The following is a 14393-nucleotide window of genomic DNA, read 5'->3' on the forward strand; positions in this document are numbered from 1 at the left end:
GGAATCTTTTTTGCGTTAGGCGACGCCGAACGGCACCACACGATTGCCGCGATAATGACCGATCTCGGCGCGTCCCAAATACGGCACGCGCATTTCGCCGCACCAGCGCGTGATCATCGTCTCGATCGTCTCGCCCCACACCGGTTCGTTCGCCTGCACCTCGGTGATCTGCCCGAGCCGTACCCCGGCGATCCCCTTCAGCTGCGTCGCATGCGCCATGGTGAACAACATGCGGTCGATCCGGTACAGCGGCTCGGATACTTCTTCCACGATCAGGACGTGGTCCGTCAGGTCTGGCAGCCACGGCGACCCGATCAACCCGGTCAGGATCGCGAGGTTGAACGCCGCTGCGGGGCGCCCGTCCAGCCCGGGTTCCAGGACCGATCGGTCCTTCCTGGTCAGCCACAACAGCGCGCGGCTGAACCCGATCCCGCCGTCTCCGCTGCCGGCCGTGGAGACCATCGGCCCATGGACCGGCTGCCCGATCCGCGCGGCATAGAGCGCCCCGAGCAGGAACCCCATGTCCGAGAAACCGAGATAGGTCTTGCGCCGCGCCGCCGCGCCAAGCGCGGGGATCGCGGCCTGCAGGATCCGGTTGGAGCCATAGCCGCCGCGCGCGAACCAGATTGCATCGATCGTCGGATCGTTCGCCAGCTCGACGAAGGCCGCCGTCCGCACCGCGTCCGACCCGGCGAAATGCCCGTCCGACAGGAAACATTGCGGGTGGACGACCAGATCGACCTCGGGCGCGACCACCGCCGCAAGCCCTTGCGCGCGCGCCGCGAGCGCCGCGTCGATGCCCCGCGCGGGGGCCACCACTCCGATCTTCATCACATTTCCCGTGGCGATTTCCGTTGACCCGCGATAGCGCCGCAGGATGACCAACGGCAAACCCTACTTCTTCGTCGGCATTGGCGGCAGCGGGATGATGCCGCTCGCGATGATCCTGGCCGGGCGCGGTGCCACCGTGGCGGGCTCGGACCGGACGCTGGACGCCGGACGCCTGCCCGCGAAGTTCGACGACCTTGCCGCCAAAGGCGTCACGCTGTTCGCGCAGGATGGCTCGGGCGTCACCTCGGCCGAACAGATCGTCGTCGCCTCGGCCGCGGTCGAGCCGAGCGTCGCGGACATCGTGGCGGCGGAGCGCGTCGGCACGGCGCGGTTGAGCCGTCCCGAGCTGCTCGCCTCGCTCTTCAACGCGAGCACGCTGCCGATCGGCGTTGCCGGCACGAGCGGCAAGTCGACCGTGACGGGGATGATCGGCTGGATTCTCCACGCCTGTGGGCGCGACCCGACCGTGATGAACGGCGCGGTGATGAAGAATTTCGTGGCCGACGATGCCCCCTTCGCCAGCGCGCTGGTGGGCGATGGCGAAGCGTTCGTCAGCGAAGTCGACGAGAGCGACGGGTCGATCGCGCTCTATGCGCCGAAGATCGCGGTGCTCAACAACGTGAGCCTCGACCACAAGTCGCTCGAGGAATTGCGTACGCTATTCTCTGCTTTCGCGGCGAAGGCCGAGACGACGATCCTCAACGTCGGCGATCCCGAGGCAGCGGCACTGGCGCGCGGGTTCGATCCGGCGCGGCTGGTGACGTTCGCGATCGACCAGAGCGCGGACCTGCGCGCGACCGCCCTCGCCCCTGCCCCGTCCGCGATCACCTTCGACCTGGTGGCCAAGGGCGAGACGCAGCGCGTCCGCCTGTCGGTGCCCGGCGCGCACAACGTCTCCAACGCGCTGGCAGCGCTCGGTGCGGCCCGCGCAGCGGGGGTGCCGCTCAAGGAGGCGGTCAAGGCGATCGAGGGGTTCACCGGGCTCAAACGACGGTTCGAACTGGTCGGCGTTGCGGGCGGCGTCACCGTGATCGACGATTTCGGGCACAATCCCGACAAGATCGCCGCGACGCTGGCCACGCTCCACGCCTTCCCGGGGCGGTTGCTGGTGCTGTTCCAGCCGCATGGCTATGGCCCGCTCAAAATCATGCGCCATGAACTGATCGCGATGTTCCGCGATCATCTTCGCGACGACGACCGGCTGGTGCTGCCCGATCCGGTCTATCAGGGAGGCACCGTTTCGCGCGAAGTGACGAGCGCCGATATCGTCGCCGGGATCGGCGACCACGCACGCTACATCCCCGACCGCGCCGATGCCGCGACCTGGCTGGTCGAGCAGGCGTGCCCCGGCGACCGGATCGTGGTAATGGGAGCCCGCGACGATACGCTCAGCCAGCTCGCCGCCGACCTGCTGGCCCGGATCGCCACCAAGTCCGGCGCGCCTGCCGCCTGAAGGAGAAGCTCATGTTCCGACGCCTGTTCCTCGACCATCCCGCCACCGTCGGCGAAAGCTACACCGAGCATTTCGGCGTCGCGTCGCGCTTCGGGATGACGATGATCGTCGGCGGGCTGGGCGCCGTGGTCCATGCGTTCGTGCCGGCCTGGTGCAAGACCAGCGGCAGCAGCACGGTCGCCAAGTTGCATCGCCGGATGGTCGTCAAGCGTGGCGAGGTCGCGCAGGTGCGCAGCGTCGATTACGTGATCTGACGCGCCTTACTATTCAACGTCTTAGTTCCCCGGCGAAGGCCGGGGCCCAGGGTTGCCAGACCCTACGCCCGTAACCCTGGACTCCCGCCTGCGCGGGAGAACGACGGTCAGTGAGACCACGCCTTCCCCCATCCGCGAGTAATGCAATGACCATCACCAAAGTCGAACGCCCCCGGCTCGCGTTCCACCGCACCAAGGGCACCGGCCCGACGGTCGTCTTCCTGCCTGGCTACGGGTCGGACATGACCGGCAGCAAGGCGCTTGCGCTCGAAGCCTGGGCGGCCGCGAACGGGCGCGGGTTCGTGCGGTTCGATTATGGCGGCTGCGGCAGGAGCGAAGGCGCGTTCGAGGACCAGACACTCGCCGACTGGCGCGACGACGTACTGAACGCGCTCGACCAGCTCGTTACGGGCCCCGCGATCCTGGTCGGGTCGTCGCTGGGCGGGTGGCTGATGCTGCTTGTCGCGCGTGACCATCCCGCGAAGGTCGCGGCGCTGGTCGGCGTCGCGCCCGCGCCCGACTTTACCGACTGGGGCTTCACGACCGAGGACAAGCTTGCCTTGCTGTCCGAGGGCCGGCTCGAACGCCCGTCGCCCTACGGTCCCGCGCCGACCGTCTACACCCGCGCCTTCTGGCAGTCGGGCGAAGCCAACCGGTTGATGGCGGGGGTCATAGCGGTCGATTGCCCGGTGCGCCTGCTGCAGGGAATGGCGGATGCCGAAGTGCCCTACAACCGCACCGTCCGGCTTGCCGAGCTGATCCGTTCAGCCGACGTGCAGGTGTCGTTGATCAAGGACGGCGACCACCGCCTGTCGCGCGAGTCCGATATCGCGCAGCTGATCCAGGCGATCGAGGATGTAACGCCCGCCTTATGATCCTGCTGCTCCTCGCCCAAGCCGCCGCCACACCGATGGGGCCCGCGCCCGTCGGCCCCGCCTCGACCGAACGGACGCGCTACGAGCATTGCCTCGACCGTGCGAATAGCGATCCGGCCGGGGCCGAGGCGGAAGCCGGGCAATGGAAGCTCGGCGGCGGCGCGTTCCTTGCGAGCCAGTGCCTCGGCATGGCGTACAGCCGCGAGCAACGCTGGCCCGCCGCCTCCGCCGCGTTCGAAGCCGCGGCGACCGCTGCCGAAAAGGCGAAGGATGCGCGCAGTGCAAACTACTGGGCACAGGCCGGCAATGCCTGGCTCGCCGCGGGCGATCCCTCCAAGGCCCGCACGGCGCTTGATGCCGCCATCGCGAGCGGGACGCTGACCGGGCTCCCACTTGGCGAAGCGCATCTCGACCGCGCCCGCGCGCTGGTTGCGGCGAACGATACCGAAGGCGCGCGCGACGATCTCGACCGGGCGCTCGGCGAAGTGCCGGCGGATCCGCTGGCCTGGCTGTTGTCGGCGACCCTCGCGCGGCGCGACGGCGACATGCCGCGGGCCAGGAAGGATATTGTCGAGGCGCTGCGGCTCGGCGGCGACGACAGCGACGTCCAGCTCGAGGCGGGAAACATCGCAGCGAAGGCGGGCGATGCGACCAACGCCAAGGCCGCGTGGCAACAAGCGGTCGACCTGCGGCCCGATAGTCCCTCGGGCAAGGCCGCGGCGGCTGCGCTGCGGCAGTTCAGCGGGGCACCATAGCCCGCCGGCGAGTCCCTGCCGTCAACGTACAAGAGCCCTCCCGGGCGAAGGCCGGGGCAAAAGGGAGGTGCCCAATGGAACAATGCGCCGCCTTCTCACATCGACGTGTCGCGCTTGGGCACCCGCCTTCGTCGGGGGCGCATTCTCTGCAGCCAGATCACGCCCCAGCCTAGCGAAGTGCAAAGGGCACCCCTATCTGACCAGGCAACCAAGGGAGCCCCAGCACGATGAAATATCTGCACACAATGATCCGTGTCGCCGATCCGACCGCGACGATGGATTTCTTCAAACTGCTCGGGCTCGAGGAGGTCCGTCGGATCGACAACGACAAGGGCCGCTTCTCGCTGATCTTCCTCGCCGCCCCCGGCGATCATGACGCGCAGGTCGAGCTGACCCACAATTGGGATCCGGAAGAATATGACGGCGGCCGCAATTTCGGGCATCTCGCGTACCGCGTCGACAATGTCTACGAGACCTGCCAGCGGCTGATGGACGCCGGTGTGACGATCAACCGCCCGCCGCGCGACGGCTACATGGCATTCGTCCGCACGCCCGACGACATTTCGATCGAGCTGCTCCAGGATGGCGGCGCGCTCGAACCCGCCGAGCCGTGGGCCTCGATGCCGAATACCGGCGTCTGGTGATGGCGACCGATCTCGAGATCGTCTGCGTCCCCGCGCTCAGCGACAATTACGTCTGGCTGATCCACGATCCCGTCTCGAACGAGACGGTCGTGGTCGACCCGAGCGAAGCCGACCCCGTCATAGCGGCGGTCGGCGAGCGGGGCTGGACGATCTCGCAGATCTGGAACACCCACTGGCATCCCGATCACACCGGCGGCAACGCCGCGATCAAGGCGCTCGGCGCCAAGGTCAGCGGCCCATCGGCCGAAGCCGAACGGATCCCGACGCTCGACTACGGTTTGCGCGAGGGCGACAGCGTGCGCATCGGCTCCCATGTCGCGCGCGTGATCGAGACGCCGGGTCACACCGCCGGGCACATCGTCTTCCACATGGTGGACGATGCGCTGCTGTTCAGCGGCGACACGCTGTTCGCCATGGGCTGCGGCCGCCTGTTCGAGGGCAATGCGCCGCAGATGTTCGGCAACATGCAGCGCCTCGCCGCGCTCCCCGACGAGACCGTCGTTTATTGCGCGCACGAATATACCGCGTCGAACGGCCGCTACGCCGCCGCCGCCGAGCCTGACAACGCCGGCATCACCGCGCGGATGCGCGACGTCGACGCACAGCGCGCGCTCGGCAGGCCGACCGTTCCGACGACGATCGCGCTGGAGCGCGCAACCAACCCGTTCCTTCGCGCGTCCTCTGCACAACAGCTCGCCGAACGGCGCGCAGAGAAGGATGCTTTCCGCGGCTGATGGGAGTAGGATCACCGCCGGGGGCGACATCAGGAAGAGGATGATCGCGATGCTACGCTTGCTTTTGCCCGCCGCGCTGCTGGTCGCCGGCGGAACCGCCGTGTCGGCAGACAGCCGCGGTTTCCAGGAACGTCAGGCGGCAAAGGACCAGGCCGACCTCGCCAAGCAGCTGGCTGGACTTGTCCCCGGCAGGCCGCAGGAATGTATCCAGCAGCGCAACTACAATGACACGTCCCGAGTCGGCGACACGATCCTGTACAAGTTCAATCGCAACGACATTTATCGTACCGATACCAACGGTGGATGCTTCGGGTTGCGCCGGGGGGATGCGATCATCACCAAGAGCTACACCGGGCAATTGTGTCGCGGCGACATCATTCAGACGGTCGACCTCGTCTCGCGGGTGCCGAGCGGCAGCTGTACGTTCGGGCCGTTCGTCCGGTACCGCAAGCCGTGATCCGCCTAGCGCTGGCGATGCTCGCAATGGGCGCGACGACGGCTTCGGACACGCGTGATCTCGACAAGGCATTGGCAGGGCGAACCGCGGGCACAGCGGAAACCTGCCTGTCGACGAGCCGCCAGCTGACGCCGCAAGCGATGAACGATCATGTCCTGCTGTACCAGGACGGACCGCGGATCTGGCGAAACGACCTGCCGGCCGCCTGCCCCGGGCTCGATACCGACGCCATCATCGTGACCGAGATCCACGGCGGGCAATTGTGCCGCAACGACATGATCTACACGTTGCAACGCGGGGGCATCGGTATTCCGGGGCCACGGTGTCGGATCGGCATGTTCGTACCGTGGAACAAGGTGAAGACGACACGCTGACCGGCTCGCACCACGACTACCCTGCCCCGGGTTTACGATACATTGAAGCGTGCCCAATTCTACAGCACGAATCGGCTGAGGTCGGTATTGCGCGCGATCCCCGCCAGATGCGTCTCGACATAGCCCGCATCGATCGCGATCGTCTCTCCGCCACGATCCTCGGCGTTGAAGCTGATGTCCTCGAGCAGCTTCTCCATCACCGTCTGCAATCGCCGCGCGCCGATGTTCTCGACGTCGCCATTGACCAGTGCCGCCATCTTCGCGATCGCGCGGATGCCGTCGTCGGTGAAGGTGATCGTCACGCCCTCGGTCGCGATCAGCGCGACATATTGCTGGGTGAGCGATGCCTTGGTGTCGCTGAGGATCGCGACGAAATCGTCTTCGGTCAATGCCTTCAGCTCGACCCGGATCGGCAGGCGCCCCTGCAGCTCGGGCAGCAGGTCGGACGGCTTGGCGACATGGAACGCGCCGCTCGCGATGAACAACACATGGTCGGTCTTCATCGGCCCGTATTTGGTCGACACTGTCGTTCCCTCGATCAAGGGAAGCAGGTCACGCTGCACGCCTTCGCGGCTGACTGACCCGCCGCGCACGTCGCTGACCGCGATCTTGTCGATCTCGTCGAGAAAGACGATCCCGTTCGCCTCGGCATCCGCCAAGGCCACGCGGCTCACCTCGTCCTGGTCCAAGCGCTTGTCGGCTTCTTCCTCGACGAGCTTGTCCCAGGCGGCGGGCACGGTCAGCTTGCGGCGCTTCATCTGGCCGCTGCCGAACGCCTTGCCCATCATCTCGGACAGGTTGATCATCTGCGCGCCGCTGCCAGGCATCTCGAACGGCATCTGCGGCGCGGCCTCGAGCTCGATTTCGATCTCGGTGTCGCGCAGATGCCCGTCGTGGAGGCGTTGGCGGAAGGCTTCCCGCGTTGCCTCGCTCGCGCCCTTGCCGGTCAACGCATCGAGCAGCCGTGCCATCGCCGCTTCCTCGGCCTTGTCCTTGACCGCGCTACGGCGGCGCTCTTTTTCCAGCCGGACCGCTTCTTCGACCAGGTCGCGCGCGATCTGCTCGACGTCGCGGCCGACATAGCCGACCTCGGTGAACTTGGTCGCCTCGATCTTGATGAACGGCGCGTCGGCCAGCTTGGCGAGGCGGCGGCTGATCTCGGTCTTGCCGCAACCGGTCGGTCCGATCATCAGGATGTTCTTCGGGCTGACCTCGTCGCGAAGGTCATCACCAAGCCGCTGGCGCCGCCACCGGTTGCGCAGCGCAACCGCAACCGCGCGCTTGGCGTCGGCCTGCCCGATGATGTGCGCGTCGAGCGCGCGGACGATGGCCTTGGGGGTCAGGGAGTCGTTCATGGGTCTCTCTCAAGCCCGTCCCCTTCGGGAAGGGGTAGGGTCTCTCTTAGGCCCCTCCCCTTCAGGGGAGGGGTTGGGGTGGGGCAGTTCCTGGTGTTCGGCCGGGGGGCATGTTTCCCACGTCGCCACCCCAACCCCTCCCCTGAAGGGGAGGGGCTTTATAGGTTAGCTCGTTTCGAGGCTTTCCACGGTCAGCCGGTCGTTGGTGTAGACGCAGACCTCCGCCGCGATCGCCATTGCCTTGCGGCAGATCGTCTCGGCGTCGCTCTCGTAATCGACCAGTGCGCGTGCCGCCGCGAGCGCGTAATTGCCACCGGACCCGATCGCCGCGACGCCCGCTTCGGGCTCGAGCACGTCACCGTTGCCGGTCAGGATCAGCGTAACCTCCTTGTCGGCGACGATCATCATCGCTTCCAGGTTGCGCAGATATTTGTCGGTCCGCCAGTCCTTGGCCAGCTCGACCGCGGCGCGTAGCAGCTGCCCGTGATGCTGCTCGAGCTTGCGCTCCAACCGTTCGAACAGCGTGAACGCATCCGCGGTGGCGCCGGCGAAGCCCGCGATCACCGATCCGTCGCCGAGCCGCCGCACCTTCTTGGCGTTGGGTTTCATCACCGTCTGGCCCTGTGTCACCTGGCCGTCCCCGGCGACGACGACACGACCATTGCGACGCACGGACAGGATCGTAGTGCCGTGCCACACCGTTTCGTTTCCACTCATGGCAGCGATATGGGGCGGCGTTGGACGGGGTGCAATCGGTCGCTTGCGCAAGCGACCCTGGGTCGTCGATAACCGGCCGCAAACCCGGGGGAAAACGCACGATGTCGCATAACGGACATAAACCGGATCATCCGCTCGAACGCATGATCTTCTTCTCGGACGCCGTCTTTGCGATCGCGATCACGCTGCTGATCATCGAAGTCCATCCCCCGCATCTGCCGTTCGGGTCGCCGTGGCAGGCGTATGTCGCGGCGCTGCTGGCGCTGCTGCCCAATTTTGTCGGGTTTTTCGTCAGCTTCTTCGTCATCGGCGCGTTCTGGACAGGGCATCACCGCGCGTTCGGCCTTGCCGGCCATTATTCCGATCGTCTGGTCGGTCCCAATCTCCAGCTGCTGTGCGCCATCGTGTTCCTGCCGTTCGCGACGGCCTTCATGAGCGCCAATGCCGGCATGCTCGTGCCATCGATCGTCTATGCGCTTACGCTGGTCGTGAGTGGGTTGCTGAGCCTGCGGGTGACCCGCTTGGCCACGGCGACGGATATCGTACGGGACGATGTCCCTTCGGAAGCCGTGACATTGGCACGGACGCGCAGCTTTGGCGTCGTTGCAGGCGCGCTGCTGTCGTTAGGGATTGCGTTCGTCGATGCACGGTTCAGCCAGGCCGGCCTGCTGTCGATCATCGCGTTTCAAGCGCTCATCCGCCGCATCGTGCATCGTCGATACGCCGGACGCTGACCCGCCGACGCGGTCGGCCGCCAGCGCGCACGGCGGCCGATCCTGCAAGAGATGTTAGTTGGACGCGCCCGTCTGTGCGTTCATGGTACCACGCGACGCGACCATCGAGGGTGCCGGGCCGGTCGCAGGGCGAAGCGCCTCCCGTTCCGCAGCGGTCATCGGTGCCGACATGTCGGGACGGAAATCGGCGATAGCACGATCGTCGGCATTGCGCTTCGGGTCGAGCAAGTCGGTCGGAACATGGCCCTCGGCAGCGGACCCCGACAGCAGCGCCGCAATCCTGCCCCGCGTCAGAAACGCAGCGATACCCGCGCCGGCCGCGATCGCGGCCGCACCGATCGACCAGGCGGTTGCCGTGCTGATGGTCCGGGATGGACGCTTGGGCTCGGGCTTGCCGGCCGCATGCGGCGGTTTTTTCGGGTGATGTTTGTGCGTCTTGCTCATGATGGACCTTTGTCGGATGCTGAGGGTGGTCAACGGTCCATCGCCGGGAGCGTTCCGGTACGGCGGGAACGCGGTCCCTTCGGAACCGCGCTCCCTACCCACTCAACGGCAGCGGTTGTCGCTGCCGTTCTTGTCGATCGCCTTGCCCGCAAGCGCACCGCCCGCACCGCCGATCAGGGCACCGAGTAGGCCCGAGCCACCCGGGGCAATCGCCGCGCCCAGAACCCCGCCAGCGATGCCGCCGACCACGAGCCCGGTCGTGCCGTCGTTACGGCGGCAATAGTAGCGCCCGTCGCTGCCGCGATAGACCCGATCGTTCTCCGAGAGGCGACGCTCCTGATAATGGCGGCGATCGTCCCGATAATAGCGCGACGCATCATAACCGTTGTAGGACGGATCCGGCCGGTCATAATCATATTGCGCGTAGCGGTTATCGCCATAACCGCCCGGGCGGCCGCCATATTCGTCGCAACCGGCAATCAGCGTTGACGCAGCCAGCAAACCAAGAGTGAGTGCACGCATCGGATATCTCCCTGTTCGTTACGCTGGAGAAATGCATGGCCCGCCGAATGGTTGCCGCTCCACCTTTTGCATGACCCGGCAATGGCGCGCGCGTGTCACCGCCCCCACATGGGTCGGATGGCAAAACTCGGCGACTGGATCGATCCGCAACCCCATGGCATTCATGTCAAACCCGCCGACGTGTGGGTTGACCCGTCGCGCCCGACGCCGCGCGCGCTGGTGACGCATGGCCATGCCGACCATGCGCGCGGCGGGCATGGCGCGGTGTGGGCAACGCCCGAGACGCTCGCGATCATGGACGCGCGCTACGGCGAGCAGGCGGGGCATCCGGTCGCTTACGGCGAGACGCACGATTTCGGCGAGGTGCGCGCGACCTTCGTCCCCGCCGGGCATGTGCTGGGCTCCGCACAGATCGTGCTCGACTATCGTGGGGAACGGATCGTCGTCTCGGGCGACTATAAGCGTCGGCCGGATCCGACCTGCGCACCGTTCGAGCCGGTGCAGTGCGACGTGTTCATCACCGAGGCGACGTTCGGGCTGCCGGTGTTCCGCCACCCCGACACCGGGGACGAGATCGACAAGCTGATCGCAGCCCTTCACGCCAATCCCGACCGCTGCGTGCTGGTCGGCGCCTATGCGCTCGGCAAGGCGCAGCGCGTGATCGCGGAACTGCGCGTCCGCGGACATGCCGCGCCAATCTATATCCACGGCGCACTCGAACGGCTGTGCGCCTTGTATCAGGCGCATGGCGTAGATCTCGGCGAGCTTCGCCCAGCGACGGCGGCGAGCAAGGCGGAGATGATGGGGCACGTCGTCATCGCCCCGCCGGGTGCGCTGGCGGACCGTTGGTCACGCCGCCTGCCCGACCCGATCACCGCCATGGCCTCCGGCTGGATGCGGGTCCGCCAGCGCGCGGTGCAGCGCGGGATCGAGCTGCCGTTGATTCTGAGCGATCACGCCGATTGGGACGAGTTGACCGACACGCTGACCGAAATCGCCCCAAAGGAAGTGTGGGTCACGCACGGGCGCGAGGATGCGCTCGTACACTGGTGCGCCACCCGCCAGATGAAGGCGCGCGCGCTGGCGCTGGTGGGGTATGAGGATGAGGACGACTAGGCTGGCGTTACACCTTGGTCCGTATCGCTCCGCCTTCTATCCGCACTGATGCTCACCGTCCGCCACTGCGCCCGCGGCTTCACCCCGCCCCAAGCGCCCGCGCGCGGCGGCGCTGGACGGAACTGCCAATGCCGAGCGCCTCGCGGTATTTGGCGACGGTGCGGCGCGCGATGTCGAAGCCCTTGGCCTTCAACTGCTCGACCAGCGTATCGTCCGACAGGATTGCATCCCCCTCGGCCGCGATCAGCGCCTTGATCGCGGATTTCACCGCCTGCGCCGACACCGCATCCCCGCCTTCGGAGGACTGGATCGCGGAGGTGAAGAAATATTTGAGCTCGTACAGACCCCGCGCGCACGACAGATATTTGTTGCTGGTCACGCGACTCACCGTCGATTCATGCATCTCGATTGCTTCGGCCACCTGGCGCAGCGTCATCGGCTTGAGGTGCGCGACGCCATGGAGGAAGAACGCCTCCTGCTGCTTCACGATTTCGGTGGCGACCTTGATGATCGTCCGCTGCCGCTGGTCCAGCGCTTTGATCAGCCAATTCGCGCTCGCGAGCATGTCGCCCAGCCACGCCTTGGACGCCTTGTCGGTCTTTCCCGCTGACAGCTCGACATAATAGGTGCGGTTGACCAGCACGCGCGGCAGCGTGGCGGCGTTGATCTCGATGCCCCAGCCGTCATTGCGCTTGGCGACGTACAGATCGGGGACGACCGGTTGCGCCGGCTCCCCCCCGAAGCGACAGCCGGGCTTCGGGTCGTAGCCACGCAGCTCGCGGATCATGTCGGCGAGATCTTCGTCGTCGACATGGCAGATCCGCCGCAACCGTGAGAGGTCGCCCCGCGCGAGCAGATCGAGATGGTCGAGCAACCGCGCCATGCACGGGTCGTAGCGGTCCGCCTCCCGCGCCTGGAGCGCGAGGCATTCGGCAAGGTCGCGTGCGCCGACACCGGTAGGATCGAACGTCTGGATCGTTTCCAGCACCGCTTCGACCCGAGCCAGCGGCACCCCCAGCCGGGTCGCGATGTCGAGCAGCGGCGCAGTGAGATAGCCGCACTCGTCGATCTGGTCGATCAGATGCGCGGCGATGAACAAGTCAGGTCCGTCGACCGCGGTCCCGGCCTGCGCAAGCAGGTGATCCGACAGGCTGAGCGTGGCGGTCGTGAAGGAGTCGAGGTCGGGGCCATCCTCGCTCCCGGCGCCACCGCTTGTCGCGCCGTTCAGCCCTAGCGCACCGTCCATCCCCGCGCCGCCGGGCTGGTCCGCGACGCTGTCGTGGTGGAAGCTCTCTGCGGTAAAGTCGACGTCGAGCGATGCTTCCCCGGTGTCGCCACCCTGCATTAGCAGTTCGTCGGCGGGGGCGGGTTCGTCCCGCGGCGCGATATCGGGCTCGCGTTCCAGCGTCGGGCCATCGTCGTTCGGTTCACCGGATTCCAGCAGCGGGTTGCGCTCGATCTCCTCGGCGAGGAACCCCTCGATCTCGAGATTGGACAGCGCGAGCAGGCGAATCGCCTGCTGCAACTGCGGCGTCATCACCAGCGCTTGCGACTGGCGCAGATCGAGACGAGGCGCGAGCGACATCGCTACCGTGCGGCTCTGGTTGCAGGGAAGGAGACCGGGGTCATGCCATCACAGCGAGAAGCCCTCGCCGAGATACAGGCGCCGCACATTGGCATCGGCAACCAGTTCGGCAGGCGATCCGGTGAACAGCACGCGACCGTCATAAATGATATAGGCGCGGTCGACGATCTCGAGCGTCTCGCGGACGTTGTGATCGGTGATCAGCACGCCGATCCCGCGTCGCTTCAATTCGCAGATCAGGTCCCGGATATCCGCGATCGACAACGGATCGATCCCCGCGAACGGCTCGTCGAGCAGCATGATCGACGGATTGGCAGCAAGCGCGCGGGCAATCTCCGCGCGCCGGCGTTCGCCGCCGGACAGCGCCATCGCCGGGGAATCGCGCAGCCGTGTCAACCCGAATTCCTCGAGCAGCGTATCGAGCCGTGCCTTGCGCTCGGTCGCATCGGGCACCGCCAGTTCGAGCACGCTCAGGATGTTCTGCTCGATCGTCATGCCGCGGAAGATCGACGTTTCCTGCGGCAGATAGCCGAGCCCCAGGATCGCGCGGCGATACATGGGCAGGCCGGTAATGTCCTCGCCGTCGAGCATGATGCGACCCGAATCGGGCTTTACCAGGCCCATCACCGAGTAGAAGCAGGTCGTCTTGCCTGCTCCGTTCGGCCCGAGCAGCCCGACCACTTCGCCCTTGCCGACCGACACCGACACATCGGTCAGCACCGGGCGCTTGTCGTAGGACTTGGCGATCGACACGACCGACAGGCCGTTCATCACCGGCGCTTCCGCGATCGGCGGCGCGGTATCGAGCGTCAGGCCCGGCGTTGGGGTAAGCGTATCGGTCATCGCACGTCCCTGCTCGCATTTCGATCTTACCGAAGCGTTACCGGGCGGCATCTGGCAGGCTTCGTGCATGCATATCGCATGTCCGCTGCCGCATCTACGCCAATCGATGCGATCAGGAAAGCGCGACCGGCGGGGCGACGAGTCCGCCCGCGGTACGGCAGGCTCAGTTGCGCTTGGGGACCGAGAACGTGCCCGACACACGACCATTGCTCGTCGTGGTCGTGCCCGGAGCGCTCGACGACCCGCCGCCACCGACCGACGAGCCGTCGATGATTGCGCGACCGGTATCGAGATTGATCGTGAGGCGACCACCGTTGACGGTATTGCCCGCCTGGATCAGCGTCACCGCGCCGAGCATCGTGATCACGCCTTTTTTAAGGTCGTATACCGCGAAGTTGCTGCGCGCCGTCTGCGTCGGGCGCGTGACCGTGACGCCCCCCGAAGCATCGATCCGCTGCGCTTCCGGCGAGGCGCCGGTGCTGATCTGGCCGGCATAGCTGACCGTCATGCGCTGGGCGTTGAGGGTCATTTCGGCCTGCTTGACCACGACATTGCCCGAGAACAACGCGCGGTTGGCCTTGTCCTGCAACTCGATATGATCGGCGTTGAGGTTGATCGGCGCCTGCGAATTGCGCCCCTGCGCCAAGGCCGGGCTCGCGAGCGCGAGCGAAAGGGTCAGCAAGGTGAGGGTGCGGCGCAT

The 14393-nt window shown here is 66.5% G+C and carries 18 protein-coding genes; 10 read left to right on the top strand and 8 right to left on the bottom strand.

Translation table 11 applies throughout. The features are described from left to right. Positions 1–15 precede the first annotated feature (15 nt). Complete coding sequence (locus L8G49_RS13485; protein WP_242186329.1) at positions 16–831, bottom strand: LD-carboxypeptidase; 816 nt, start codon at positions 829–831, stop codon at positions 16–18. Positions 832–877: 46 nt separating this feature from the next. Between L8G49_RS13485 and L8G49_RS13490 the strand changes: the two genes are divergently transcribed. The 8 genes from L8G49_RS13490 (at position 878) to L8G49_RS13525 (ending at position 6377) form a co-directional block, all read left to right on the top strand. Continuing rightward, positions 878–2284 carry a Mur ligase family protein gene (locus L8G49_RS13490; protein WP_242186330.1) on the top strand — a complete coding sequence of 469 codons (1407 nt, stop codon included), beginning with the start codon at positions 878–880 and terminating at the stop codon, positions 2282–2284. An 11-nt stretch (positions 2285–2295) separates the two neighbouring features. Continuing rightward, positions 2296–2538 carry a DUF6356 family protein gene (locus L8G49_RS13495; RefSeq protein WP_242186332.1) on the top strand — a complete coding sequence of 81 codons (243 nt, stop codon included), beginning with the start codon at positions 2296–2298 and terminating at the stop codon, positions 2536–2538. A gap of 146 nt (positions 2539–2684) precedes the next feature. After that, positions 2685–3413, top strand: coding sequence for an alpha/beta hydrolase (locus tag L8G49_RS13500; protein WP_242186333.1), 729 nt, complete (start codon positions 2685–2687; stop codon positions 3411–3413). Beyond that, the gene (locus L8G49_RS13505; RefSeq protein WP_242186334.1) at positions 3410–4168 is read left to right on the top strand and encodes a tetratricopeptide repeat protein; all 759 of its coding nucleotides are present in this window, start codon (positions 3410–3412) and stop codon (positions 4166–4168) included. The genes L8G49_RS13500 and L8G49_RS13505 overlap by 4 nt, the downstream gene beginning before the upstream one ends. Positions 4169–4395: 227 nt before the next feature. Beyond that, positions 4396–4812: a VOC family protein gene (locus tag L8G49_RS13510; protein WP_242186336.1), complete on the top strand. Its 417-nt coding sequence runs from the start codon at positions 4396–4398 to the stop codon at positions 4810–4812. Next, entirely contained in the window at positions 4812–5546 is a 735-nt protein-coding gene (gloB, locus tag L8G49_RS13515) for a hydroxyacylglutathione hydrolase (RefSeq protein ID WP_242186337.1), read from the top strand. The genes L8G49_RS13510 and gloB overlap by 1 nt, the downstream gene beginning before the upstream one ends. A gap of 49 nt (positions 5547–5595) precedes the next feature. Continuing rightward, entirely contained in the window at positions 5596–6003 is a 408-nt protein-coding gene (locus L8G49_RS13520; RefSeq protein WP_242138529.1) for a hypothetical protein, read from the top strand. Further along, positions 6000–6377 (top strand): hypothetical protein, encoded by a 378-nt coding sequence (locus tag L8G49_RS13525; protein ID WP_242186338.1) that lies wholly within the window; start codon positions 6000–6002, stop codon positions 6375–6377. The genes L8G49_RS13520 and L8G49_RS13525 overlap by 4 nt, the downstream gene beginning before the upstream one ends. 59 nt (positions 6378–6436) lie before the next feature. On the opposite strand, the gene hslU is transcribed toward L8G49_RS13525, so the two are convergent. Together hslU and hslV are read right to left on the bottom strand one after the other, a co-directional pair. Then, positions 6437–7732 (bottom strand): ATP-dependent protease ATPase subunit HslU, encoded by a 1296-nt coding sequence (hslU, locus tag L8G49_RS13530; RefSeq protein WP_242186339.1) that lies wholly within the window; start codon positions 7730–7732, stop codon positions 6437–6439. 165 nt (positions 7733–7897) lie between these two features. After that, entirely contained in the window at positions 7898–8449 is a 552-nt protein-coding gene (gene hslV, locus L8G49_RS13535) for an ATP-dependent protease subunit HslV (RefSeq protein WP_242186340.1), read from the bottom strand. A gap of 101 nt (positions 8450–8550) precedes the next feature. Here hslV and L8G49_RS13540 point away from each other — a divergent pair, with 101 nt between their 5' ends. After that, on the top strand, positions 8551–9183 hold the full coding sequence (locus tag L8G49_RS13540; protein WP_242138525.1) for a TMEM175 family protein: 633 nt from the start codon (positions 8551–8553) through the stop codon (positions 9181–9183). A gap of 54 nt (positions 9184–9237) precedes the next feature. Here L8G49_RS13540 and L8G49_RS13545 read toward each other — a convergent pair whose 3' ends face one another. Both L8G49_RS13545 and L8G49_RS13550 read right to left on the bottom strand, forming a co-directional pair. Then, entirely contained in the window at positions 9238–9627 is a 390-nt protein-coding gene (locus tag L8G49_RS13545) for a hypothetical protein (RefSeq protein WP_242138524.1), read from the bottom strand. 102 nt (positions 9628–9729) lie between these two features. Further along, entirely contained in the window at positions 9730–10149 is a 420-nt protein-coding gene (locus tag L8G49_RS13550; RefSeq protein ID WP_242138523.1) for a hypothetical protein, read from the bottom strand. Between the two features lie 117 nt (positions 10150–10266). Here L8G49_RS13550 and L8G49_RS13555 point away from each other — a divergent pair, with 117 nt between their 5' ends. Continuing rightward, complete coding sequence (locus L8G49_RS13555) at positions 10267–11265, top strand: ligase-associated DNA damage response exonuclease (RefSeq protein WP_242186341.1); 999 nt, start codon at positions 10267–10269, stop codon at positions 11263–11265. Positions 11266–11344: 79 nt separating this feature from the next. Here L8G49_RS13555 and rpoN read toward each other — a convergent pair whose 3' ends face one another. The 3 genes from rpoN to L8G49_RS13570 all read right to left on the bottom strand — a co-directional run bounded on the left by rpoN (position 11345) and on the right by L8G49_RS13570 (position 14393). Next, positions 11345–12850 (bottom strand): RNA polymerase factor sigma-54, encoded by a 1506-nt coding sequence (gene rpoN, locus L8G49_RS13560; RefSeq protein ID WP_242186342.1) that lies wholly within the window; start codon positions 12848–12850, stop codon positions 11345–11347. A gap of 48 nt (positions 12851–12898) precedes the next feature. Beyond that, on the bottom strand, positions 12899–13621 hold the full coding sequence (gene lptB / locus L8G49_RS13565; protein WP_242138756.1) for an LPS export ABC transporter ATP-binding protein: 723 nt from the start codon (positions 13619–13621) through the stop codon (positions 12899–12901). A 235-nt stretch (positions 13622–13856) separates the two neighbouring features. After that, on the bottom strand, positions 13857–14393 hold the full coding sequence (locus tag L8G49_RS13570) for an LptA/OstA family protein (RefSeq protein ID WP_242138520.1): 537 nt from the start codon (positions 14391–14393) through the stop codon (positions 13857–13859).

The sequence above is a fragment of the Sphingomonas sp. CARO-RG-8B-R24-01 genome (assembly GCF_022662295.1).
GTDB lineage: Bacteria > Pseudomonadota > Alphaproteobacteria > Sphingomonadales > Sphingomonadaceae > Sphingomonas.

Coding starts and splice junctions, on each gene's coding strand:
- L8G49_RS13485 (WP_242186329.1), bottom strand. CDS start 831: ATGAAGATCGGAGTGGTGGCCCCCGCGCGGGGCATCGACGCGGCGCTC.
- L8G49_RS13490 (WP_242186330.1), top strand. CDS start 878: ATGACCAACGGCAAACCCTACTTCTTCGTCGGCATTGGCGGCAGCGGG.
- L8G49_RS13495 (WP_242186332.1), top strand. CDS start 2,296: ATGTTCCGACGCCTGTTCCTCGACCATCCCGCCACCGTCGGCGAAAGC.
- L8G49_RS13500 (WP_242186333.1), top strand. CDS start 2,685: ATGACCATCACCAAAGTCGAACGCCCCCGGCTCGCGTTCCACCGCACC.
- L8G49_RS13505 (WP_242186334.1), top strand. CDS start 3,410: ATGATCCTGCTGCTCCTCGCCCAAGCCGCCGCCACACCGATGGGGCCC.
- L8G49_RS13510 (WP_242186336.1), top strand. CDS start 4,396: ATGAAATATCTGCACACAATGATCCGTGTCGCCGATCCGACCGCGACG.
- gloB (WP_242186337.1), top strand. CDS start 4,812: ATGGCGACCGATCTCGAGATCGTCTGCGTCCCCGCGCTCAGCGACAAT.
- L8G49_RS13520 (WP_242138529.1), top strand. CDS start 5,596: ATGCTACGCTTGCTTTTGCCCGCCGCGCTGCTGGTCGCCGGCGGAACC.
- hslU (WP_242186339.1), bottom strand. CDS start 7,732: ATGAACGACTCCCTGACCCCCAAGGCCATCGTCCGCGCGCTCGACGCG.
- hslV (WP_242186340.1), bottom strand. CDS start 8,449: ATGAGTGGAAACGAAACGGTGTGGCACGGCACTACGATCCTGTCCGTG.
- L8G49_RS13540 (WP_242138525.1), top strand. CDS start 8,551: ATGTCGCATAACGGACATAAACCGGATCATCCGCTCGAACGCATGATC.
- L8G49_RS13545 (WP_242138524.1), bottom strand. CDS start 9,627: ATGAGCAAGACGCACAAACATCACCCGAAAAAACCGCCGCATGCGGCC.
- L8G49_RS13550 (WP_242138523.1), bottom strand. CDS start 10,149: ATGCGTGCACTCACTCTTGGTTTGCTGGCTGCGTCAACGCTGATTGCC.
- L8G49_RS13555 (WP_242186341.1), top strand. CDS start 10,267: ATGGCAAAACTCGGCGACTGGATCGATCCGCAACCCCATGGCATTCAT.
- rpoN (WP_242186342.1), bottom strand. CDS start 12,850: ATGTCGCTCGCGCCTCGTCTCGATCTGCGCCAGTCGCAAGCGCTGGTG.
- lptB (WP_242138756.1), bottom strand. CDS start 13,621: ATGAACGGCCTGTCGGTCGTGTCGATCGCCAAGTCCTACGACAAGCGC.
- L8G49_RS13570 (WP_242138520.1), bottom strand. CDS start 14,393: ATGCGCCGCACCCTCACCTTGCTGACCCTTTCGCTCGCGCTCGCGAGC.